The following is a 22312-nucleotide window of genomic DNA, read 5'->3' on the forward strand; positions in this document are numbered from 1 at the left end:
GCGAGATTGTCTTGAAAATCAATCAGTAACCTGATGACCCAGGCGGTCGAGGAGGGCTGCGGCGAAGGTCGACAGAGTGTCGTCCCGGGCGCCCATGATGATGATGCGGTCGCCGGGGCGAGCCAGTTCCACCAACCGGTCGCCGCAGGCCTCGCGGGTCGGCAGGGCCTGGGCCTCGCGGCCTGCGGCGCGGACGCCCGAGGCGATGTCCTCGGAGCCCACGCTGCGGTCGGTGGTTCCGCCGAAATAGACGGGCTCGGGCATCAGCAGGACGTCCTCGGCGCGCAGCAGACCGGCGAAACCATCGATGAACTCGTTCTTCATCAGCCGCAGCGGGCCGAAGCCGTGCGGCTGGAACAGGATCAGCAGGCGGCCGTCGAAGGCGTGAAGGGTCTTGAGCGTGGCGGCGATCTTGTCCGGGTTGTGGGCGAAGTCGTCGATGACGGTGACGCCGTTCGCGGTCCCGACCACTTCCATGCGGCGGCGGATGCCGGTGAAGGATTCGAGCGCGGCGATCGCCTCGGTCAGCGGCACGCCGATGGCGCGGACAGCGCCGATGGCGGCAAGTGCGTTGGCGGCGTTGTGTGCGCCGGGCACTTGCAGTTCAAGCAGGCGCATTTCCCCGCCCGATTCCGTGACGCCAAAGCGCATGCCCGTCGGCAGCGGTTCGAGGTCGTGGGCGTTGAGAGTCGCGGGTTCTTCACCCAGGGCGAAGGTGATGACCTTGTCCGACGGGAGCCGCTGGGCCAGGGCCTGGGTCTCGACATTGTCGAGGTTCAGCACGGCCTTGGCCGCCCGGCCGGTGAAGCCGCCGAACAGCTCGCGCAGCTCCTCCATCGACTTGTGGTCCAGCGAGATGTTGGAGACCACGGCGACCGTGGGGTCATAACGGGCGATGGAGCCGTCGGACTCGTCGACCTCGGACACGAACAGGTCGGGGCCGCCGATCAGGGCGCTGGCGAAGGGATGGTCGGCGTCGGCGAAATTCTTCATCACCGCGCCGTTCATGACCGTGGGCGCCCGGCCGGCGCTGTGCAGGATCCAGGCGATCATGCCGGTGATGGTCGACTTGCCGCTGGTCCCGGCGACGCCGATCGAGGCCGGGGCGGCGTTGAACAACTGCGACAGCAGTTCGGGCCGGGTGACGATGCGGGCGCCGGCGCGCCGGGCCGCGCCGATGTCGGGCACCGACTCCTCGATCGCGCCGGTGGCGACTACGATCTGCTCGGCGCGGGTGACGCCGGAGCCGTCCTGCGGATGCAGCGCGACGCCATGCGCTTCCAGCCAGGCGAATTTCTCGGGCGTTCGGCCCTGGTCGCGGGACCGGTCGGAGCCCTCGATTCGCCTGCCTTGCGCCTGGACGATCAGGGCCAGGGGCAGCATTCCGGACCCGCCGATGCCGCAGAAGAAATAGTCGTCTTGATTCATGAGGGCGAAACCGGGGAATGTCCGGCGGCCTGACTAGCACGGGCGACGCCTGAGGCCAGACACGTCCATGAAGATCGGCATCGTCAACGCCAGTTCGCGCTTCAACCGCGCCCGCGCCGACGCCGTGGAGGCATGGTTCGCCGCCAACATCCCCGACGGCTCGGTCAAGGTGGCGTTCCACCCCGCCAGCTTCGGCAAACATGGCCATTTCGGCGGCGACGACGCCAGCCGGGCGGCGGCCTTCGTCGAATACGCCAATGATCCGCGGCTGGACGCGGTGTGGTTCGCGCGCGGCGGCTACGGCTCGTGCCGCATCGCCGAGGCGGTGCTGCCGCGGCTGGAGCCGGTCGCGCGCAAGAAGCGGTATCTGGGCTATTCCGACGCCGGCAGCATTCTGGCCCTGCTGTACAAGGCCGGCTTCCCGCATCTGGCGCACGGGCCGATGGCCTCCGACGCGGTGCGCAACGACGCCACGGCATGGCGGGCGATCAACTGGCTGAAGTCGGGCGATCCGGCGTCGTGGGAGCCCTCGCTGGCGGACGACCCGCGCCCGGCCGCGGCCTTCAATCTCAGCATATTGGACGCCCTGGTCGGCACCGCGCTGGAACCCGACCTGACCGGCCATGTCCTGATGCTGGAGGACGTATCCGAACCCCTCTACCGGGTCGACCGGATGATGTTCCACCTGACCAGCCAGGCCTCGATCCGGCGCGTGGCGGGCATCCGGCTGGGGCGGATTTCGGACATCGTCGCCAACGATCCGGACTTCGGCCTGACCCCCGAGGAGATCGTCCGCTACTGGTGCCAACGGTCGGGAATTCCGTATCTGGGCCCCGCCGACATCGGTCACGACCGCGAGAACAAGGTGGTTCCCTTCGGCCACAGGTAGCCGGCCTTCGTTTCGCGCGGGCGGGGAACCGTATCGACACCGGTGAAATCCGAAGGCCAGATGCGGTCAGCGAGCGGGCGCGTCCTTTCGGACCCCGCCAGCACCGCGTCCTTGGGGGATGGGCGCGCGGTGGCGGTCCGGTCTGCGTCGGGGGGCGTGGGCCGGGCCGTCTCCCACCGCCGCGACAACGGCGCCGCTGGCGTCCGGGCGGACCGCACGCCATCTTCAACGGGTATGAACCGCCGCTCCCTCCTGATCCGCACGGCCGGTCTGGCGTCCGTCCTCGGCGGCGCGTGGTGGGCCCGCGACCATCTGTTGTGGCCCAGGCCGACGCTTGCCTTTGCGAGCGGCGGGGCGACGCCGTGGATGCCCTATGCGCGGCCGGGTCCGGCGCCGACCGTCGCGGTGCGGCTGGGTGGACGGCAGGTCGTCGCCCTGATTGACAGCGGGGCCCAGTATTCTGTCATCGACCGCGCCCTGTTCGCCGCACTGCCAGACTCGGGCCGGTCGCTGTTCGACATGCCGCTGGTCGCCTATGGCGTGGGCGGCGGAGCCCAGGTGGGGCGAGGCACGGCGCTGGATATCGAACTCGCGGGCCTGAAGGTCGGCGGGCTGAGAGCCGCGATCCTCGATCTGGGGCCGCTGGCGTCCGTTCAGGGCCTGAGGACGCCGTTGATCCTCGGCCAGGATCTGCTGGGCGAGGCCGTGCTGGCGCTGGATCCGGGGCGGCGGCACACGCGGCTGGTCTCGCGCGACGCCTTCCTGCGCCCGCCCGACCTGGCCGAGGTTCCGGTGCGGCGCGCCGGCCGGGCCCTGACCGCCCAGGTCACGATCGAGGGCGCGCTGGTCGAGGCTGTGGTTGATACCGGCGCCTCGTCCCTGCTCGGATTGAACCGCGAGACAGCGACCGCGGCGGGCCTGTTGGACGGACGCCCCCAGAGCAGCGGGGTGAACCTGGTGCTGGGCGGCGCAACCCGCACGGCCATCGTCGAGGCGCGGACGGTGACCTTCGCCGATCATCTGTACCGCCGCGTGCCGGTCGGCGTGTTCGACCAGCCGCCCCTGCCCAACTTCCCGGGCGGGCTGGTCGGTATGGAGGCCTTCGCCGGCCGTCGGGTGGCGATGGATCTGGGGGCCGGGACGCTGCATGTGTCCCGGCCGCTGGACCTGACGGTGGGCTAGAGCGACGCGAAGGTGTCGCAGGCGGCAGGATCGCCCGATTCATAGCCGCGGCGCAGCCACTCGACCCGCTGGGCCGACGAGCCGTGGGTGAAGCCGTCGGGCTGGACCCGCCCGCCCTGGCGGCGCTGCAGGGTGTCGTCGCCGATGGCCGAGGCGGTCTGCATGCCGGCTTCCAGATCGCCGGCGTCCAGCGCCACCTCGCCGTTCGACACGCTGGCGGCGTTGGCGGCCCAGACCCCGGCGTAGCAGTCGGCCTGAAGCTCCAGCGCCACCGAATAGCGGTTGGCCTCCGCCTGTCCCGAGGCGCGTTGCTGGGCCTGCTGCACCTGCTGCGAGGCGCCGGTCAGGGTCTGGACGTGGTGGCCATATTCATGGGCGATCACATAGGCCCGGGCGAAGTCGGCGCTGGAGGCGCCCAACTGGGTCTCCAGCTGCTGCCAGAACGAGAGGTCCAGATACACCTTGCGATCGTTGGGGCAGTAGAAGGGCCCCATGGCCGACTGGCCGAAGCCGCAGCCGGTCGAAGTACCCTGGTCGTAAAGGGTGACGGTCGGCGGCTGGTAGCCCTGGAGTTTCGTCTTCCAGACGTCGTCGACATTGGAGCCGATCACGTCGACGAAGGCTCCGGCCTGGTCGGTCGGGCTGCCCTGCTTGCCCTGCTCGGACGCGCCAACGCCGCCGAACTGGCTGGCCAGTTGCGTCGTGGTGGACGGGTCGATGCCGAAGACGAAATAGCCAATGGCCGCGAGAACCAGGGCGCCGACGCCCCCGCCCGCGATGGCGCCGCCGCCCATGCCGCGCCGATCCTCGATATTTCCGCCGCGCCGTCCGCCCTGCCACCGCATATCGTTCTCCCGTCCTGATCCAACCCTGGCCGGAACGCGGACGGAGGGGAAGGGATGCAGCGGCCGTGACGCTAGTTGACCGGGCCGTCCAGCCAGGCGTCGATCTGGCCGACCCCGCTCACCAGGGCGCGCCGGCGCTGTTCCGCCGAGCGGCGCAGCGCCCGTTCCGCCTCCGGGGCGCGCAGGGCCCGGGGCGAAGAGGGCTGGAGGGGTTCGGGCTGGCGCGCGGCCTCGAGACGCAGGCGGGCGAGGCGGGATTCCGTTTCCTGCTGGCGGGCGAAGGCTTCGCGCTGGTCGGCCTGTAGGCGCAGCCGCTCCATTTCAAGCCGGTGCTGATCGGCCTGATAGCGGTTCTGGTCGAAGGCGGGCGCACCCGGGCGCGGCTGCCACGTCTGCGGAACCTGGGCGTGGACCGGGGCGGCCACGAGCAGCAGGACGGCGGCGAGGGCGCGAAGGGCGATCATGCAAGGATGATGGCGCCGGACGCGCGCCTGGCCAAGCGTGGCCTTGAGCGGTTCGCTCAAGCCGTGGCGGAGAGGGCCCAGACGCGGGTGCGTTTGACGCAGGCGTCCTCGAGCTCCCGGGTGGTGGGCACGGCGTATTCGGCCAGCAGATCGAAGCCCTCCTTCGGGAAATAGGTGCGCAGGGGATCGCCGACGAGGACGCGCGTTCCGCGGTTCGCGGCGGCTTGCAGCCACGCCAGAACCCGCCCGGACATCGGTTGTTCGTAGAAGACGTCGCCGGCGCAGATGACCTCGACGGCGGGCGCCGGGGCATCCAGCAGGTCGACCGCGCTGAAGTCCAGGCTCACGCCGTTGGCGGCGGCGTTCCGCGCGACCGCCGCGCCGCAGAACGGATCGATGTCGGCGCACAGGGTCGAGGCCGCGCCCGCCTTCATCGCCGCGACGCCGACCAGGCCTGAGCCGGCGGCGAAATCCAGCACCCGCTTGCCGACGACCTCGGCCGGATGATCCAGCAGCCAGCGCGCCAGCCCCTGACCGCCGGCCCAGGCGAAGGCCCAGAATGGCGGGGGCAGGCCCAGTTCGCCCAGTTCCTCCTCGGTCAGGCGCCAGATGGGCGTGACCTCGTCCGCCAGCCAAAGCGAGATTTCCGGCGCGTGCGGCACGGACTGCAGGCGTGTATTGGCGGCGATGAAGGCGGCCGGATCGGCGATGCGGGTCAGGACGAAGCCTGCGTTCGACCGGTCATGCGGCGTTCCTGGCGCTGGCCGTCCTGAGCACCTCCAGGTAGCCCCCGGCCAGCTCCATCCCCTCGCCCTGCGGCCGTGCGTGCACCGCGCGGTGCAGAGCGGGCAATTTCCAGCAGGGGACATGCATGAACAGGTGGTGCTCGGCGTGGAAATTGACCCAGTAGGGGGCGATGAAGGCGCGCTCCCACCAGGAAGCGCGCGTGGTGCGGGCGGCCCGGAACGGATCGACCGCCGATCCCTCGACGCAGGCGTGCTCGGCGATGTTGCGCAGGCGGGTGACCATGGGGAACCAGGTCGCCATCGGCAGCAGCCACAGGACGAACCAGGCCCACCAGACGCCGGCCAGCGTCAGGCCCAACAGCAGGGCGGCGTTGAGCAGCAGGAAGGGGACGACCGAGCGGCCGGTGACAACCGCGCCCTCGGCGATGTCCTCGTCGCGGTGACTGGCGAACGACCTGAACAGGAAGAGCACGCGCTGCTTGAAGAAGGTCTGGCCGGTCAGGTCACGGACGATCTTGCGGCGCAGGGAGGCGCGGGTGACCGGGAAGGGCGCGGACAGGACGAGATCGGGGTCCTCGCCCTGCTGGGCGTATTTGTGGTGGGCCAGGTGGTAGGGACGGTAAGCGGTCAGCGACGCGCCGACCGGAACCGCGCACAGCCAGTGGCCGAGAAAATCGTTCAGCCGGCGATCCGGTGACAGGCCGCCGTGCGCCGCCTCGTGCATCAGTATGGCCAGACCCAGCTGCCGCGTGCCGATGACGGCGACGCTGAGCGGGATCAGGATGGGCCAGAGGACACCCGCCGCCACGGCGGCGGCGATGACGGCCCAGCAGTGCAGCACGAGCAGCGGGCCGGGCCAGCGCGAGCGCGACTGGAAGGGAGCCCAGGCCTCGGGCGTGAACAGGTCTGAGGGCCGGATGCGGGGCGCGGCGGGCATGGCGGCACTATAGCGCCTCACGGGCCGCGACGCGAATGCCGACGGTCTTCGACCTCGTCAGGCGCTCCTGACTTAAAGTCAGGTTGACATGACAAAATGATTCTGTAAGGTTCGCCTTACAAACAGGGAGAAACCCATGCTCATCATCGGCCGGCCGACGACAGCGGCGCAGCGAAAATACGTGCTCCGGACGGTGGCCTTCATGGGCGGCTACGCGGCCATCATGATGGCGGTGATCTTCGGCGCCTTCGACGACATCCAGGGGAGGCCTGCGGCCTGGCTGCTGGCGGCGGCGGTCACGGCCCCCGTCGTCGGGCAGATCTGGACCACCCTGGCGGTGATGCGGGACTCGGACGAGTTCGTGCGGGCGGTGATGGCCAAGCAGTTCATCCTCGCCGCAGGGGTGGCCATGGCCCTTTTCACCGGCTGGGGATTCGCCGAATCCTTCGCTGATGCGCCCCATGCCGAAGGCTGGCTGATCTATCCGCTGTTCTGGGGCGCCCTCGGCCTGATCGCGCCGTTCGTGAAGTCCTCGAACTGATGAAGAACCGCCTCAAACTCCTGCGCGTCGAGCGCGGCTGGACCCAGGAGCGGCTGGGGCAGGCGCTGGGCGTGTCGCGCCAGGCGGTCAATGCCCTGGAGACCGAGAAGCACGACCCCTCGCTGGACCTGGCCTATCGTATCGCCGTGCTGTTCGCCCGGCCCGTGGAAGAGATTTTCGACAACCCCCACGCCTGACAAAGTCAGACGAACCTTACAGGAAGATCGCCATGATGTTCATGTCCCGCCACGGCGGCGGCCGCCGGCTGCGCGCCTTCGCCATCGCCTCCGCCGTCGCCCTGGGGGCCGGAGCGGTCGCCTTCGACGTCCGGGCGGAGCCGGTCCCCGCCGCCGTCCAGGCCGGGTTCGCCTCCGACCGGCTGTCGGTCGAGGTGATCGGGTCCGGCCCCGACGTCATTCTGATCCCCGGCCTGCTGTCGTCCCGCGAAGTGTGGCGGCCGCTGGCGGAGCGGCTGGCGGCGACGCACCGGGTGCATCTGGTGCAGCTGGCCGGATTCGCCGGCGAGCCCTGGAGCCATGGCGACGGGCCCTTCGTGGCCCCGGCGGTCGAGGCGCTGGGCCGCTATATCGCCGAGACCGGGCTGGACCGTCCGGCGGTGATCGGCCACTCGATGGGCGCGTTGGTCGGTCTGAAGCTGGCGCAGGACCGGCCGGGGTCCGTCGGCCGGTTGCTGAGCGTCGACAGCCTGCCGTTCTTCAGCGTGCTGTACGGGCCGACGACGACGGCGGAGAGCGTGCGTCCGATGGCCGAGCAGGCCGCCGCGGCCATGGCGGCCATGGACGACGCCGCCTTCGCCGCCGGACAGGCCCAGATCGCTTCGGCCTCGACCCGCTCGCCCGAGGTGCAGGCGGCCATCGTCGCCTGGTCGGTCGCCTCGGACCGTCGCGGAACGGCGGCGGCGTTCCGCGACGTGATGCTGACCGACGCCCGGCCCGGCCTGGCGGGCATGAGCATCCCCGTGACCGCCGTCTATGCGGCCGATCCGAACGGCGGGACGCCGCCGGCGATGGCCGACGCCCTGTGGACGCGCGAGTACGCGGCCCTGCCGGGCGCGCGGCTGATCCGGATCGACGACAGCCGCCACTTCATCATGGCCGACCAGCCGGAGCGGCTGGCCGGGATCGTCGATCAGTTCCTGGCCCGGGCGGACTGAGACAGGCCCGTGTTGCCGGGCAGGGCGCAGCCGGCGATGACCCGGCGGCCGCGCCCGCCCTGGCCGGTGTCCGGCGCGAGGTCGAGACAGTCCGTCACCTGGACCGGGTCGCCCTCGACGGCGATGACGCCGCCGCCCTGGACGCAGTCGATCTCGATGACCGCCTCGCCGGTCCGGCTCCGGCCGACCACGGCGGCGTCGATCACGTCGCAGACGAGGCCCGCCCGGGCGACGAGGGAGGCGGCGCGGCCGAGGGCGGCGCTCCGGCCCGGACTCGCCGAAGCGCCGAGCGGAGGCCGGCCACGGTTCATCTCGATCCGCGAGCGCTCGAGACGGCTGGGCGTCACGGCCACGGCGCCGATATCTCCCGGCGCGTGGATGGTGGAGTCGCCCGGATCGCCGGTGTTACCCTCCTGGGCCGCAGCCGGAGAAGCCAGCACCACGCCGGCGGCGAACAGGGTTGCGAATGTCCGGGTCACTGCGCCACCGCCGCAGGCGCAGCCGCCGGCGTGACATCTCCGACCTTCACCAGCCGGCCCCCGAACTCGCCGCTGTAGGCGACGGCCAGCAGGGAGCGGAAGACCGCGGCCGGGACGGCGATCTCATAGGCGCCCTCGGCGTAGGGTCCGACCTGATACGGCCCGATCAGGAAGGTCAGGCCCGCCGCCTTGCCCGGCGTGTCGCCCGGCGTCAGGATGAAAGGCGTGTCGACGGCGCGGGGACAGGAGAAGTCCTTGCCGCCGAGGGTGACGCTGGCGCCGTCGGGCACGCGGGCGCGTTTGGCGGCGTTGACCGCGGAGCACAGGGCCTGGTCCAGGATCGTCAGGTCCACGCCCTTGCCGAACAGGTCGGCGATCCCGACCCGGCGCTTCAAGGCCTTGTCCCACAGCAGGCCGTCGGTGAGGGTGTTGGGGTGGGCGCCGCCGGAATAGTCGAAATCGACGCGCTTGAGGCTGAGCAGTTTGGCGGTCTCGGCGGCGACGGTGATGGCGATGGTCTTTTCGTATTTGGGCCGGTCGGTGTCGGCCCCGGCCTCGGTCAGTTCGCCCTGTGCGCCCTCGGTGAACTGGCGCAGGCGGCGCACCTCCTCGGCGTAGAGACGGGCGTGCAGGTCGGTCTGGGCCTTGAGGCCGTCGGGCAGGGTCAGGCGGACGTCGGCCCAGGGGGTCTTGCTCTCGAAGCTCATGGGCGCGGCGGCGTCGGCCGGAGTCACGACGGCGGCGGCGCCGGGGGCGGCCGGCTCGGGCGCGGCCGGTTCGCGGTCGCGGTTACAGGCGGACAGGGCCGCGGCGGCGACGGCGGTCAGGAGCAGGGCGCGAAGGCAAGGCGGGGCGATCGAGGGCATGGGCGTCTCCTGATGCGTCGCGGTCATCGTGCTGTTTCGGCGCGAAGCCGGTCAAGGAATTCCGGCGCCGGCGCGCCCCCGAACTGATCGGCCCATTCGGGCGAGAGCAGGGCGGAGAAGGCGGCCGCCGGCACCACGGCGGTGTAGACGCCTTCGGCATAGGGGCCGACGATGTAGGGGCCGATCAGGAAGACCAGGCCCCCGGCCTTGCCCGCCGTGTCGCCGGGGGCGAGGGAGAAGGGTGTCTCCAGCGCCGCCGGGCAGGCCCAGAGGTCTTCGCCCTGTTCGCCGCGATACGGCGCGGGGTCCCAGGCCTGGTCGCCGCCGCGCGCGGCCTTGGCGGCGTTGATCGCATCGCACAGGGCGTGGTCGAGTTTCGAAAGATCGGCGTCGGCGCGGAACAGGTCGGCGGGGGCGACCTCGCGAAGGGCGGCGCGGTCCCAAAGGATGGCGTGGAAGCCCGGATTGCCGTGGGCGCCGCCGGTGAAGGACCAGAACAGTCCGTCCGAGCTGACCAGCCGGGCGGTCTCGACCGGCGCGTCCCAGCGCAGGGTCAGGTCCATGTTGGCGTCGAGCTCGCCGCCTTGCTCGACGCGAGCGTCGCGGACCTCGGCCTCAAACTCGCGGATGGCGGTCATGCCGTCGTCGTAAAGGCGGGCCCGGAGTTCGGGATGGGCGCGCAGGGCCGGGTCGAGGGTGAGGGCGGTGGTCATTCGCCCGTCCTGCAGCCTGTAGGCGACGGGCTGGGGTTCGGGGCTCGCGGTCTGGGGTGCGGAGGCGCAGGCGGTGGCCAGCAGCCACACCGCCGCCATCAGGATGCGGGGAAGAGCGGACGGGGCGGTCACAGGGTCAGGGCTCCGAGACCGATGGCGGCCAGCAGGATCAGGCCGGCGTCGCGGTTGGACTTGAACAGGCGCAGGGCGAGGGCGGGGTCGTCGGTGCGGACCCGGCGGGCCTGCCGGGCGAGATGCAGGGCGTAGCCGGCGAGGCCAAGCCAGAACAGCGGGCCGAGGTGGGCCATCCAGCCGGCGGCGGCGGCGCAGGCGACGGCGAGGGCGTAGAAGACGGCGACGCCGCGCGGCACCTTCTCACCGAGGCGGCGGGCCGAGGATTTCACCCCGACCATGGCGTCGTCCTCGATGTCCTGCAGGGCGTAGATGGTGTCGTAGCCGAGGGTCCAGAAGACTCCGCCGAGGTAGAGCAGGAGGGCGGCCCAGGTCAGGTGACCAGGCAGGCCGGCGTGGGCGTGGAACACCGCGACGCCGGTGCGCCAGAAGGCGGGCATGCCGGACCAGGGGAAGGCGCTGGTGAAGGCGGCGAAGCCCATCAGGGCGCCCCAGTTGAAGGTCAGGCCGAGCCAGGCCTGGGGCCACCAGGTGATGCGCTTCATGAAGGGGTAGGCGGCCACCAGGGCCAGCGACCCGATCCCGAGCATGACGGTGGTCCAGTTCATCGCCAGCAGGATCTGCAGGCTGATGAAGCTGCAGACGACGACGAAGATGCCGGCGTGGCTGGCGCTGATCTGGCCGGAGGCGACGGGGCGGGATGCGGTGCGGGCCACCTGCCGGTCGATCTTGCGATCGATGATGTCGTTGAAGGCGCAGCCGGCGGCGCGCATCAGGCAGGCGCCGAGACCGAACAGGACGGCGAGGACAAGGGCGTGTTCGACCGCCATGCGCGGGGTCGCGAAAAGCTCCGGGTTCGACGCCAGCCCAAGGGCGATGCCCTGCCAGCCGGGAATGAGCAGCAGCCAGATGCCGACGGGGCGGTCGAAGCGGCCGAGCTTGAGCCACGGTTTGAGGGGCTCCGGCGCGTGGCGGTCCACCCAGTTCGAACCGGCGTCGGGAAGCGGGGCGGAGATCATCGGTTGGAGATAGCCTGTCGGAGGAGGGGGGAGAAGGGTTCGGTGTCCTCCCCCGAAGTGGGGGATGTCGGCGGGCCAGCTTCCAGTCCGCTCATCCCGGCGAAAGCCGGGACCCAGTGCTTTGGGTGATCCGGCGGCTCCGGTGATCTTCGTCCGCCAGTCCCATGCAGCGTGCGCCGCGAAAGAACCGGGTCCCGGCTTTCGCCGGGATGCACGGAATCCATCGCCATTTTCAAAGACCGGGCAGGCTGAAGCGCTCGCCGGCGTTTCCGCCGGAAAGGGACGGGGAGGTCGCGGAGCGCGGGCGGCTAGCCCGGAACCGATATGTGGCCCCCTGCTTTCGCNCGGGCAGGCTGAAGCGCTCGCCGGCGTTTCCGCCGGAAAGGGACGGGGAGGTCGCGGAGCGCGGGCGGCTAGCCCGGAACCGATATGTGGCCCCCTGCTTTCGCGTTACGGGGACCSGATGTGTTTTCGGCGTCGCCGCCTGTGCTCCGCGTGATCGCGGCTTCCGAGCGCTTCGGGGCGGGCATCGCATGGCCRGCCGGGGTTTGCCTGTTTTCGGCCCCCGACCTCTCGCCATTTAGGCCCTTTCGAAACGAAGCCCGGACGGGCGGGAGCGGCCAGGCTCCCGGGCTCCTCCGTTTCNGCCGGGGTTTGCCTGTTTTCGGCCCCCGACCTCTCGCCATTTAGGCCCTTTCGAAACGAAGCCCGGACGGGCGGGAGCGGCCAGGCTCCCGGGCTCCTCCGTTTCAAACCGGAGGACAGTCCCTTCGCACGCCGGAGGGGGGAGCAACCCGTCCTCCAGGATGGTCCGGTTCCGCCGCCCGCCGCCGAAAAGGCGACGCGCGACGTCCCGCAACGATCACACCCCGCCGCACGTGGTTGGCCCTGGCGCCAGACGCCCTCCCCCGCGACGGGATGGCCGAAAAGGCGACGCGCGACGTCCCGCAACGATCACACCCCGCCGCACGTGGTTGGCCCTGGCGCCAGACGCCCTCCCCCGCGACGGGATGGCAAAAGCATACGGCTGCCGGGACCCCGTGCTGACAATAGAGTTTGAGAAAAGCGGAAGGTGTTGAACAGGCGGGATATTTTCCCGCCAACCCGACTATATATCCGGCGAGCAGCGTCACGCGATCGCACGGTTGGAGGGGCGGTCCCCGCCTTCGCGGGGATGCACGGATAGGGGATTGTCTCCTCCCCATCGCCTTCGGCGACAAGGAGGAGACGGGAGTCACAGCACCGTCTTCAGCACCGGCCGCAGGTTGACCGCGCCGGCGCGGAAATCCTTCCAGGGGTCGGGCTTCTTCAGCAGGGCGCGGGCGTCGTGGAGGGTGAAGGCGCGGGGGTCGAGGCCGGTCTTCACCTGGGTCCATGACAGGGGGAAGGCGAGACCGGCGCCCGGGCGGGCGCGGGGGGACCAGGGGGCGACGGCGGTGGCCATGCGGCCGTTGCGCAGATAGTCGAGGAAGATCTTTCCGCCGCGCGCCTTCTTGGCCAGGGTGGTGGTGAAATGGTCGGGGTCGGCGACGCGGACGCGTTCGCTGACGGCCTTGGCGAACGCCTTGCACTGGTCCCATTCGATGCGGCTGCGGGCGTCGGCGAGGATGGGCACGACGACGTGCAGGCCCTTGCCGCCGGTGGTCTTGACGAAGGGGTTGAGGCCGAGGCTCTCAAGCTCCTTTTTCACCGTCTTCGCGGCGGCGATGACGTCGGCGAAATTCAGACCCTCGTCCGGGTCGAGGTCGAAGGTGATCTGGTCGGGCGTCTCGGGATCGTTCGGCTTGCAGCCCCAGGGGTGGAGTTCCAGCCCGCCCGACTGGCCGATGGCCACCAGACCGCCGACGTCGACGACGCCGATGTAGGGTTTGCGCTCCTTCACATCGATCAGCTTCAGCCGCGGATTGGAGCCGGGCATGGCGTGACGCTGGAAGAATCTCTCGCCGCCGATGCCCTCGGGCGCGCGGATGATGGAGACGGGGCGGTCGGCGACGTGGGGCAGGATGCGTTCGGCCGCCATTTCGTAATAGCGGACGAGGTCGGCCTTGGTCAGGGCCGGTTTGCCGTCGGCGGCGGGCCACAGGATCCTGTCGGGACTGGAGATGGTCACGCCGGCGACGACCAGCTTCGACTTGCCGCGCGGCTCGCCGGGAATGGACAGCTGGGGCGGGGCGGAGACCTTGCCGGTCTCCTTTGACGGCTTCGACGGGGCCTGCGGTTTCTCGGTCACTTCGGGCGCGGTCTTGTCCTCGCGCAGGCCCTTGAACGACGCCTGCCGCAGGGAGCCGGTGTCGGTGTAGCCGCCGTGTTCGATCTCGGCGACGAGGGTGGGCGTGACCCAGTGGATGGTCTGGCCGGCGGCCGATGAGCGGCGCGGGGCACCCTTGCCGACGAAGGGACTGTGGTCGGTCTTCGCCTTCTTCAGGGCGGGCAGCAGGGTCTTGAGCAATGGTTGAGCGTAGCCGGTGCCGACGCGGCCGAGGTGGCGCAGGCCCTTTCCGTCCTTCGCATCGACGTCTTGCACCCCGACGATCAGGGAGCGGAAGCGGTCGCCCTCCGAGGTCCAGCCGCCGATGACGACCTCGTCGCGGCCGCGGCATTTGGATTTCAGCCAGGTGGTCGAGCGGCCGGGGGTGTAGGGGGCGTCGAGCGACTTGGAGATGACGCCTTCCAGATCCATGCGGCAGGCGCTGTCCAGCACCGCCTGACCCGTGGTGGCGAAATGGTCGACGTAGCGGATGCGCTTTCGGGCCGTCTTGGGGATGCGGTCGATGTACGCCTGCAGCCGCGCCTTGCGGTGCGACAGGGGCAGGCCGCGCAGATCCTCGTCGCCCTCGAACAGAAGGTCGAAGGCGAAATAGATCAGGTCGCCGGTGTCGCCGTCCGAGATGGCGGCCTGAAGCGCCGAGAAGTCGGGCATGTGGTCTTCGGCCAGGGCGCAGAGCTCGCCGTCGACGACGCCGTCGGGCCAGTGCGCCGCGTCGTCGGCGTGGGCCTGGAATTTGGCCGACCAGTCGAGGCCCTTGCGGGTGCGCAGCGTCGCCTTGCCGCCGCCGACGCCGATCTGGATGCGGTAGCCGTCGAACTTGATTTCATGGGCCCAGCCGGCGCCGCGCGGGGGGTAGTCGGCGATCTTGCACAGCTGGATTGGGACGAAGGCGGGCGGTTTTTTCGATGTGCTCGCGGCCGCCTTCGTGGGTTGGGGTTTGGGCGGGGCCTTGCGGGTGGTCGCCTTCAAGGATTTCCATTCCTTCGAACCGCCCGCGATCTCGGCGAGGGTCCGGCCCGAGACGATGGAGGCGTCGATCTCCATATTGGCGTCGCCCTCGCCCTCGACGGTGTATTCGTCGCGCTCCTTGATCAGCAGCCAGTTGTTGCGTTTGGAGGGCTTGCCGCGATCGGCGCGCAGCCGGATCAGGGACCATTTTCCCTTCAGCCGTTCGCCGTGCAGGACCATCTTGATCTGACCCTTTTTGAACGCCGCATCGAGGTCGGGCTCCTGCGGCTCCCATGTGCCGCGGTCCCACATCTGCACCGTGCCGGCGCCGTAGTTGCCGGCGGGGATGGTCCCCTCGAACGAGCCGTAGTCGAGCGGGTGGTCCTCGACCTCGACGGCCAGGCGTTTGACCAGGGTGTCGCGCGACGGAGCCTTGGTCACGGCCCAGGACTTGAGCACGCCGTCGACCTCGATGCGGAAGTCGTAGTGCAGGCGCGTCGCGGCGTGGCGCTGGATCAGATAGGTGAGGGCGGTGGTCTTCGCCTTGCCCTTGCGGCCGGACGGCTCGGGCGTGTCGGCGAAATTGCGTTTCGCCTTGTAGGTCCTGAGTTCGCCCTGGGCTGCCATGGGGGGTGAACGCGGGTCGGCGGGGAGCGTTGCGGGGGAGGCAGCAGGCAGCAGGCAGCACGAGGAACGCAGGCGGGGCCGGGACTCCGTCGACCCTGCTGCCTGCTGCCTGACCCCCGCTGCCTCGCCCTACGGGTGGATCGTCTCCCCGTGCTGCGTGTAGTCGAGGCCCTCGATCTCGGACTCCCTGTCGACGCGCAGGCCGGTGGTGAATTGGCAGATCATCAGGATGACGAAGGTGCCGATCCCGCTCCAGGCGATGACGGCGGCGAGGCCGATGGCCTGGTTGAGGAGGTTGGCGTTCTCGCCGGCGGGGTTGATGGCGGCGGTCGCGAGGACGCCGGTCAGCAGGGCGCCGACGACGCCGCCGACGCCGTGGACGCCGAAGGCGTCGAGGCTGTCGTCATATCGGAAGGCGCGCTTGAGCCAGACGGCGCCGGCGTAGCAGGCGGGGCCCGAGAGAATGCCGATGATGAAGGCGCCCTTCGGGTCGACGAGGCCGGCGGCGGGGGTGACGCCGACGAGGCCGGCGACAATGCCGGACAGCAGGCCCAGCAGGGTCGGGCGCCTGTGGTCGATCCACTCGACGGCGGTCCAGCCGATGGCGGCGGCGGCGGCGGCCAGGATGGTGTTGAAGGCGGCCACGGCGGCTATGCCGTCGGCGGCCCAGGCCGAGCCGGCGTTGAAGCCCAGCCAGCCGACCAGCAGCAGGCCCGTGCCCATGGCGGTGAAGGCGAGGTTGTGCGGGGCCATATTGTCCCGCCCGTGGCCGTGGCGCGGCCCCAGCACCAGGGCGCAGACGAGGCCCGCGACGCCCGCATTGACATGGACCACCGAGCCGCCGGCGAAGTCGAGCACGCCCAGCGACCCCATCCATCCGCCGCCCCAGACCTGATGGCAGATCGGGACGTAGACGATCAGGTGCCAGAGGAAGAAGAACAGGATCGCGGCCGGGAATTTGATCCGCTCGGCGAAGGCGCCGGCGATCAGGGCGGGGGTGATGATGGCGAAGGTCAGCTGGTAGGCGATCCACAGGAATTCGGGCAGGCCGGGGGCGAGGCTGTGGGCGGTGGCCGGGGTGACGCCGTCGAGGAAGGCGGCCTGGAAGCCGCCGATGAAGCCGTTGGCAGCCCCGCCGCTGGAGCCGAACGACAGGCTGTAGCCGACGGCGAACCACAGCACGGTGACGATGGCCAGGGCGGCGGTGGAATGGGCGATGGTGGCGATGACGTTCTTGCGCCGCACCATGCCGCCGTAGAACAGGGCCAGCCCCGGCAGGGTCATCAGCAGGACGAGGGCGGTCGAGGTCAGGATCCAGGCGGTCGAGGCCTCGTTCAGCACCAGCGACGTCTGATGCTCCAGCAGCGCGGGCCGGGGCGCGGCGGCGAGGGCCGGCGCGGCGCCGAGGGCCGCAAGCGCCGCGGGGATGAAGGCGGGAAGGCGAACGGTCATGCGCGGGTCCGGTCCGGAGGTCTGTATGGCTCGGCCCGAACCGCGTTCGACGCCGCGGAAACGGATTGGACGGCATTGCAGCGCACAAGGCAATTCATTTCGTGTGCGGTGCAATATTGCGCGGTGAAGCTGCGAGATTCAGACATGCACACTGCCGTACGGCACGAAGTCACCGCCGGGTCTCGCGTCCGCACATTCATTACAGCGTTGCAATGATTCACATATTGCGCGCGGGGGCTGTCCGGGTGTCACTTCGGCCAGGCCAACCGCCGCTGACGCAGTTCCAGGGGGAATTCCATGCATACCGCCCGTCGTCTCGCCTTGCTCGGAGGGGTCGCCACGACCCTGCTCATCGCCGCTTCCGCCCATGCCGAAAGCGTCGCCGCGCCCCGGCCGCCCGTCGCCGCCGCGGCCGCGGCCGCCCAGGAACGCCTGGCGCCCCTGCCGGCGGTGGACATCCCCTTCACCAAATTCGTCCTCAACAACGGCCTGACCCTGATCGTGCACGAGGACCGCAAGGCCCCGATCGTGGCGGTCAACATCTGGTACGGCGTCGGCTCCAAGAACGAGCCCGAGGGCCGGTCCGGCTTCGCCCATCTGTTCGAACACCTGATGTTCAACGGATCGGAGAACTACAACACCGACTTCTTCAAGGGCACCGAGCTGCTGGGCGCCACGGACCAGAACGGCACCACCAACACGGATCGCACCAACTATTTCCAGAACGTGCCGACCTCGGCGCTGGACGCCATGCTGTGGCTCGAGAGCGACCGCATGGGCCATCTGCTGGGCGCCATCGACCAGGCGCGCCTGGATGAGCAGCGCGGCGTGGTGCAGAACGAGAAGCGCCAGGGCGAGAACCAGCCCTATGGCCGGGTCTTCAACGCCATCACGGCCGCGACCTGGCCCGACGAACACCCTTATGGCCACACCGTCATCGGCTCGATGGACGACCTGAACGCCGCCGACCTGCCGACGGTGCAGCAGTGGTTCCGCGACTACTATGGCGCGGCCAACGCCGTCATCGTCCTGGCCGGCGACATCAGCCCCGAAGAGGCGCGCGAGAAGGTCGAGCGCTATTTCGGCGATATCCCCTCGGGCCCGCCGGTGACCCAGCCGCGCCGCATGGTCGCGCCGCTGGTCGGGGCGCAGCGGGAGGTCATGTATGACCGCGTCGGCCAGCCGCGCCTCTACAAGGTCTGGAACACCACGCCGCAGGGCGAGGCCGACACCGACTATCTGGCCATGGTGGGCCAGGTTCTGGCCTCGGGCCGGTCGTCGAGGCTGTACAAGCGGCTGGTGATCGACGAGCAGCTGGCGACGGCGGTCTCGGCCGGGGCCGGGGGGCGGCAGATCGCCGGCCAGTTCATCGTCACGGCCACGGCCAAGGCTGGCGGCGACCTGAACCGCATCGAGGCCATCGTCGACGAGGAAATGGCTCGGCTGTTGCGCGACGGGCCGACCTCCGAGGAGCTGGAACGCGTCCGCACGCAGACGGCGGCCGCCACCATTCGCGGACTGGAGCGGATCGGCGGGTTCGGCGGCAAGTCCGATCTGCTGGCCCAGTCCGAGGTCTTCTTCGGTGATCCGGCGGCATGGCGGACCAGCTATCAGCGGATCGTGGAGGCCCGACCCGACAACCTCACCGAAGCGGGCCGCCGCTGGCTGTCCGACGGCAGCTATTCGCTGGAGGTCCTGCCCTTCCCCGACTATTCGGTCTCGGCGGGCGTGGACCGTACGGCCGGCGTGCCGGCGGTCGGTCCGGCTCCGGAAGCGGTGTTCCCGACCATCGAACGCGCCCAGCTGTCCAACGGGATGAAGGTCATGTTCGTGCGGCGCGAGAGCGTGCCGACCGTCAGCATGAACCTGATCCTCGACGCAGGGGCCGTGGTCGATAGCGACGACAAGGCGGGCCTGGCCCAGCTGACGCCGCAGGTGATGACCAACGGCACTGACGACCTGACGGCGATCGAGATCAGCGACCGGCTGCAGCTGCTGGGCGCGACCCTGGGCGCGGGTTCGGGGACGAACTCGACCAATGTGACGATGACGGCCCTGTCGGCCCGGCTCGAGCCGTCACTGGATCTGTTCGCCGACGTGGTCCTGAATCCGGCCTTCCGGCAGGAGGATTTCCAGCGCACGCGCACGCTTCAGATCGCGGGCATCCAGCAATCGAACCGCAACCCCGGCGCCATCGCCTCGCGGGTTCTGAGCCGCGAGATGTACGGTCCGGAAAGCCCCTACGGCCGTCCCGGTTCGGGCACCGAGCAGACGGTGGCGAGCCTGACCCCGGCCGACGCCGAGGCCTGGCACCAGACCTGGTTCCGGCCCGACAACGCGACCCTGGTCGTGGTCGGCGACACCACCCTGGCCGAGCTGACGCCGAAGCTGGAGCGGGCCTTCGCCGAATGGCGGGCGCCCTCGACGCCCATGCCGGCGCGACCGGGTCCGGCGGACGCGCCCGAGCCTTCGGGCCAGCCGCGCATCCTGATCGTGGACCGCGCCGGGCCGCAGTCGACCATCCTGGCCGGCCGCGTCGCCCCGGCCTTCGACCCCGCGACCGAGGCGTCCATCGAGACCATGAACACCGCCCTGGGCGGCGCCTTCACCAGCCGGATCAACATGAACCTGCGCGAGGACAAGGGCTGGTCCTACGGCGCCGGCGGCGGCGTGCCGTTCGGCCGCGGCGACCGGATCTATTCGGTCAGCGCCGGGGTGCAGTCGGACAAGACGGCCGAGAGCCTGGCCGAACTGCGCCGCGAACTGACCGAGGTCGTCGGATCGCGTCCGCTGACCGATGCGGAAATCCAGGCCGCTCGCGCCAATATGGTCCAGGGTCTGGCCGGCAACTGGGAGACCAATGCGGCCATCGCCGGCGAACTGCAGAACATGGTCGTCTGGGGCGTGCCGGAAAACTACTATGACACCTATGCCCAGAGGGTGGGGTCCATGACCGCGGCCCAGGCCGCCGTGGCGGCGCAGGCCGTGGTCGGCTCCGGGCCGACGACCTGGGTGGTGGTCGGCGACCGGGCCTCGATCGAGCCGAAGATCCGGGCGCTCGGTTTCGCCGACGTCCAGGTGGTCGATATCCACGGCCGTCCGGTCCAGTAGGGGCCGGGCGTCGGACGACGGGGAAGGCGGGACCGGCGACGGTCCCGCCTTTTCACGTCCCTGGGCCGCCTGGGGACATGGCCTATCGGGCGTATCGCGCCTCCACCGGCGCATAGCGATCCCAGACCGCCCGGTCGGCGAGGGAGCGCAGCAGCTTGATGTATTCGGCGTGGGTCCAGGCCAGGGGGGTGGCGGAGTTGGTGCCCTGGCCGGGCCGGTAGCCGTGCGGCGTGGCGTCGCCGACGCCGTCCCAGACCTGTTCCGGCAGCAGCAGACCGTCGTTGCCGAAGGACTCCATGCCGCGCACGTAAGTCTGGCGGATGAGGTTCAGCTGCGCCCGGTTCCAGTCCTGATCGGCGGACGGGTTGGCCAGCAGGGCGGCCAGTTCGTAGTGGCCGCGTTCGCCGGTGAAGATGGGCCAGACCCGGCCGCGCTGGCCCGGGGTCATGCCGCCGACGCCGTAGTTTCCGCCGGTGTCGGCGTTCTCGCCATAGCCGTCGTTGCCGTAGCGGCGGAAGCCCGGGACGCCGTTCAGGTCGTAGCGGACGCGGAAGCGGGCCTCGCGCGTCTGGTCGTCATATTCGGGCAGGCTGGCGACGATCGAGGGGGCGTCGGCGGCGCGCACGCCGTAGCGGACCAGCTCGAGGAAGCCGCCGTCGATGATGCGGTCCTCGGGCATGGCGGGCTGGCCGTTGTTCTCGCCCAGCGGCAGCTTGTCGTTGGGGTTTTCATTGCGGCTGAGGCGCAGGAAGTAGCGGCCGTCGCCGTATTCGCCGGCGGTGGTGAACATGCGCGCCTCGACCTTGGAGGCATAGTCGTCGGCGGCGGCCAGATAGCGGGCGGCCGAGGCGGGATCGCCCGAGGCGCGGGCGATGTCGGCGGCGACGGTCAGGCCGGTGATGACGGCGGCGGTGGTGGAAGGAGAATAGCCCTCCTGCTCCTCCCACCGTTCCTGCTGGGTCCAGGGCGGGGTGATCCGGCGGTCGTTCCACAGGATGCCGGCCGTGCCGCCGTCGACGAGGAAGTCGGCGGCCGGCTTGATCATCCGGGCGTAGATGGCGGCCAGTTCGGCGTCGCCGATGCGGCCCGCCTTCCACAGCTTCCAGCCCAGCATGATGGGCATGGCGGTCTGGTCGAGCTGGACCCCGACCCATTCGATCTCGCCGTCGACGTGGGTCTTCTGCAGGAACCAGCCGGTCGCGCCGGTATTGCCGGGCGTGTCGGCGCGAACCTGGACCCGGGGCAGGTAGCGGAAGGCGGCGACGGGCGTCTCGGCGTCCCCCAGGGCCATCAGGGCCATGGCGACCTGATAGAAGTCGCGCGGCCAGACGGCCTTGTAGCCGGTCGAGGATTCGGTGGCGTCGACGGTGTCGCCCCACGGGTTGGACAGCGACGCGATCAGGGCCCCGGCGTAGGTGCGGTCCTCCTGCACCTTCAGCATCAGGGCCGAGGCCCAGGCGAGTTTGCCGCCGTCGGTGGACTGTTCGGCGATGCGGGGGAGGTCGGTCAGGGAGGCGATGTAGTCCTCCCAGCCGACGCGGTCGCCCTCGCCGTTGAAGCGGGCGAGGACCTCGTCGAGGCCGGTCGCAACGGTCCGGTTCGCGGCGCTGCTGGCGGCCGTCCGGGTCGAGCCGAAGCCGATGACGAAGTCGCGGCTCAACGACTGATTCGGCCCGAGCCGCGGCAAGCCGCCCGTCAGCATGATGGCGCCCGGCTGGTTTCCGGTGGTCTCATGGACGTTGTCCAGGCGACCGTCGGCCAGATCGGTCAGGCCGTCCGACGCGCCGACGAAGCCGACGCTGGCGGTCTCGAATGGCAAGGTCGGCCGGAACGTCAGATGGACATCGCCTTCCGAGGCATGGAGCGCGCCGCGCTGGGCCTCGCCGGAATCACCGACGCCGGTATTGGCCATGTGGGGTTCGAGCAGGACATAGGGTGTGACCTGGCCCTTCAGGGCCCGGATCGTCGCGCGGACCACGAGCGCCTGATTGTCCGGATCGGTGAAGATCCGCTTCTCGATCTCGTACCGGCCCTGCTTGTCCGTGGTGATGACCCGGTAGGCCGGCGACAGCGGGCGGCCGTGATCGTCCGTGTGCAGATATTCGGTGCGGCTGGTGGTGTCGGTCCCCTCGACCGACAGGCCGGTGTCGGTGACGACGGCGAAGCGCAGCTGCTTGATCTGGGCTTGGTGGATCAGGCCGTACATGGTCTCGGTCAGGACGCCGTCGGCGAGGGAGAACCAGACGCGGCTGACGTCGCCGGTGCGGCCGCCGTCGCGGTACTGGCCGTCGACATAGGCTTCGTACGAGGCGCCCGCGCCGGTCTTGGCGGCGTTGGACCAGGTGGGGCGGTCACCCGGCGCGCCGGGGGCGACGGCGGAAATGACAGGCGCGGGCGCGTCCGCGACCGGGGCGGCGTCCAAGGTGGCGCAGCCGGCGAGGGCGGCAAGGGCGACGCCGGATGCGAGGCGGGAGATGATGCGCATGGGAG

General features: G+C 70.3%; 18 protein-coding genes. 6 read left to right on the forward strand and 12 right to left on the reverse strand.

Going from position 1 to position 22312, the window contains the following annotated elements:
- Positions 1–18: 18 nt before the first annotated feature.
- Positions 19–1428, reverse strand: coding sequence for a glutamate ligase domain-containing protein (locus ASD59_RS02245; RefSeq protein ID WP_055827669.1), 1410 nt, complete (start codon positions 1426–1428; stop codon positions 19–21).
- Between the two features lie 67 nt (positions 1429–1495).
- On the opposite strand from ASD59_RS02245, the gene ASD59_RS02250 reads away from it, so the two are divergent.
- Together ASD59_RS02250 and ASD59_RS02255 are read left to right on the forward strand one after the other, a co-directional pair.
- The gene (locus ASD59_RS02250) at positions 1496–2317 is read left to right on the forward strand and encodes an LD-carboxypeptidase (RefSeq protein ID WP_055827671.1); all 822 of its coding nucleotides are present in this window, start codon (positions 1496–1498) and stop codon (positions 2315–2317) included.
- A gap of 234 nt (positions 2318–2551) precedes the next feature.
- Positions 2552–3499 carry an aspartyl protease family protein gene (locus ASD59_RS02255; protein WP_055827675.1) on the forward strand — a complete coding sequence of 316 codons (948 nt, stop codon included), beginning with the start codon at positions 2552–2554 and terminating at the stop codon, positions 3497–3499.
- On the opposite strand, the gene ypfJ is transcribed toward ASD59_RS02255, so the two are convergent.
- The 4 genes from ypfJ to ASD59_RS02275 all read right to left on the reverse strand — a co-directional run bounded on the left by ypfJ (position 3496) and on the right by ASD59_RS02275 (position 6491).
- On the reverse strand, positions 3496–4344 hold the full coding sequence (gene ypfJ / locus ASD59_RS02260) for a KPN_02809 family neutral zinc metallopeptidase (RefSeq protein ID WP_055827678.1): 849 nt from the start codon (positions 4342–4344) through the stop codon (positions 3496–3498). The two genes, ASD59_RS02255 and ypfJ, sit on opposite strands and share 4 nt — an antisense overlap.
- 71 nt (positions 4345–4415) lie before the next feature.
- The gene (locus ASD59_RS02265; RefSeq protein WP_055827682.1) at positions 4416–4808 is read right to left on the reverse strand and encodes a hypothetical protein; all 393 of its coding nucleotides are present in this window, start codon (positions 4806–4808) and stop codon (positions 4416–4418) included.
- 56 nt (positions 4809–4864) lie between these two features.
- Positions 4865–5470 (reverse strand): class I SAM-dependent methyltransferase, encoded by a 606-nt coding sequence (locus tag ASD59_RS02270; protein ID WP_235561694.1) that lies wholly within the window; start codon positions 5468–5470, stop codon positions 4865–4867.
- 79 nt (positions 5471–5549) lie between these two features.
- Entirely contained in the window at positions 5550–6491 is a 942-nt protein-coding gene (locus ASD59_RS02275) for a fatty acid desaturase family protein (protein WP_055827685.1), read from the reverse strand.
- A 136-nt stretch (positions 6492–6627) separates the two neighbouring features.
- Between ASD59_RS02275 and ASD59_RS02280 the strand changes: the two genes are divergently transcribed.
- From ASD59_RS02280 to ASD59_RS02290, 3 genes are read left to right on the forward strand one after another with little or no spacing between them, the layout of a single operon-like run.
- Positions 6628–7032 carry a hypothetical protein gene (locus tag ASD59_RS02280; protein ID WP_055827687.1) on the forward strand — a complete coding sequence of 135 codons (405 nt, stop codon included), beginning with the start codon at positions 6628–6630 and terminating at the stop codon, positions 7030–7032.
- Entirely contained in the window at positions 7032–7229 is a 198-nt protein-coding gene (locus tag ASD59_RS02285) for a helix-turn-helix transcriptional regulator (protein WP_055827690.1), read from the forward strand. The genes ASD59_RS02280 and ASD59_RS02285 overlap by 1 nt, the downstream gene beginning before the upstream one ends.
- A gap of 32 nt (positions 7230–7261) precedes the next feature.
- Positions 7262–8206 carry an alpha/beta fold hydrolase gene (locus ASD59_RS02290; RefSeq protein ID WP_235561695.1) on the forward strand — a complete coding sequence of 315 codons (945 nt, stop codon included), beginning with the start codon at positions 7262–7264 and terminating at the stop codon, positions 8204–8206.
- Here ASD59_RS02290 and ASD59_RS02295 read toward each other — a convergent pair.
- The 6 genes from ASD59_RS02295 to ASD59_RS02320 form a co-directional block, all read right to left on the reverse strand.
- Positions 8182–8685, reverse strand: coding sequence for a hypothetical protein (locus tag ASD59_RS02295; protein ID WP_055827693.1), 504 nt, complete (start codon positions 8683–8685; stop codon positions 8182–8184). The genes ASD59_RS02290 and ASD59_RS02295 overlap by 25 nt on opposite strands.
- Positions 8682–9551, reverse strand: a complete 870-nt coding sequence (locus tag ASD59_RS02300) for a DUF3298 and DUF4163 domain-containing protein (protein WP_055829633.1) — start codon at positions 9549–9551, stop codon at positions 8682–8684. The genes ASD59_RS02295 and ASD59_RS02300 overlap by 4 nt, the downstream gene beginning before the upstream one ends.
- 23 nt (positions 9552–9574) lie before the next feature.
- On the reverse strand, positions 9575–10396 hold the full coding sequence (locus tag ASD59_RS02305; RefSeq protein WP_055827697.1) for an RsiV family protein: 822 nt from the start codon (positions 10394–10396) through the stop codon (positions 9575–9577).
- Positions 10393–11415: a UbiA family prenyltransferase gene (locus ASD59_RS02310; protein WP_055827701.1), complete on the reverse strand. Its 1023-nt coding sequence runs from the start codon at positions 11413–11415 to the stop codon at positions 10393–10395. The genes ASD59_RS02305 and ASD59_RS02310 overlap by 4 nt, the downstream gene beginning before the upstream one ends.
- Before the next feature lie 1234 nt (positions 11416–12649).
- A complete protein-coding gene (ligD, locus tag ASD59_RS02315; protein WP_055827702.1) occupies positions 12650–15259 on the reverse strand; it encodes a DNA ligase D in 2610 nt (869 codons plus the stop codon).
- A 129-nt stretch (positions 15260–15388) separates the two neighbouring features.
- Positions 15389–16711 (reverse strand): ammonium transporter, encoded by a 1323-nt coding sequence (locus ASD59_RS02320; RefSeq protein ID WP_055827715.1) that lies wholly within the window; start codon positions 16709–16711, stop codon positions 15389–15391.
- 297 nt (positions 16712–17008) lie between these two features.
- Between ASD59_RS02320 and ASD59_RS02325 the strand changes: the two genes are divergently transcribed.
- Complete coding sequence (locus ASD59_RS02325) at positions 17009–19822, forward strand: M16 family metallopeptidase (RefSeq protein ID WP_082560013.1); 2814 nt, start codon at positions 17009–17011, stop codon at positions 19820–19822.
- 82 nt (positions 19823–19904) lie between these two features.
- Here ASD59_RS02325 and ASD59_RS02330 read toward each other — a convergent pair whose 3' ends face one another.
- Entirely contained in the window at positions 19905–22307 is a 2403-nt protein-coding gene (locus ASD59_RS02330) for a glucan 1,4-alpha-glucosidase (RefSeq protein ID WP_082560014.1), read from the reverse strand.
- Between the last annotated feature and the right edge of the window lie 5 nt (positions 22308–22312).

The organism is Brevundimonas sp. Root608 (assembly GCF_001427825.1).
Classification (GTDB): domain Bacteria; phylum Pseudomonadota; class Alphaproteobacteria; order Caulobacterales; family Caulobacteraceae; genus Brevundimonas.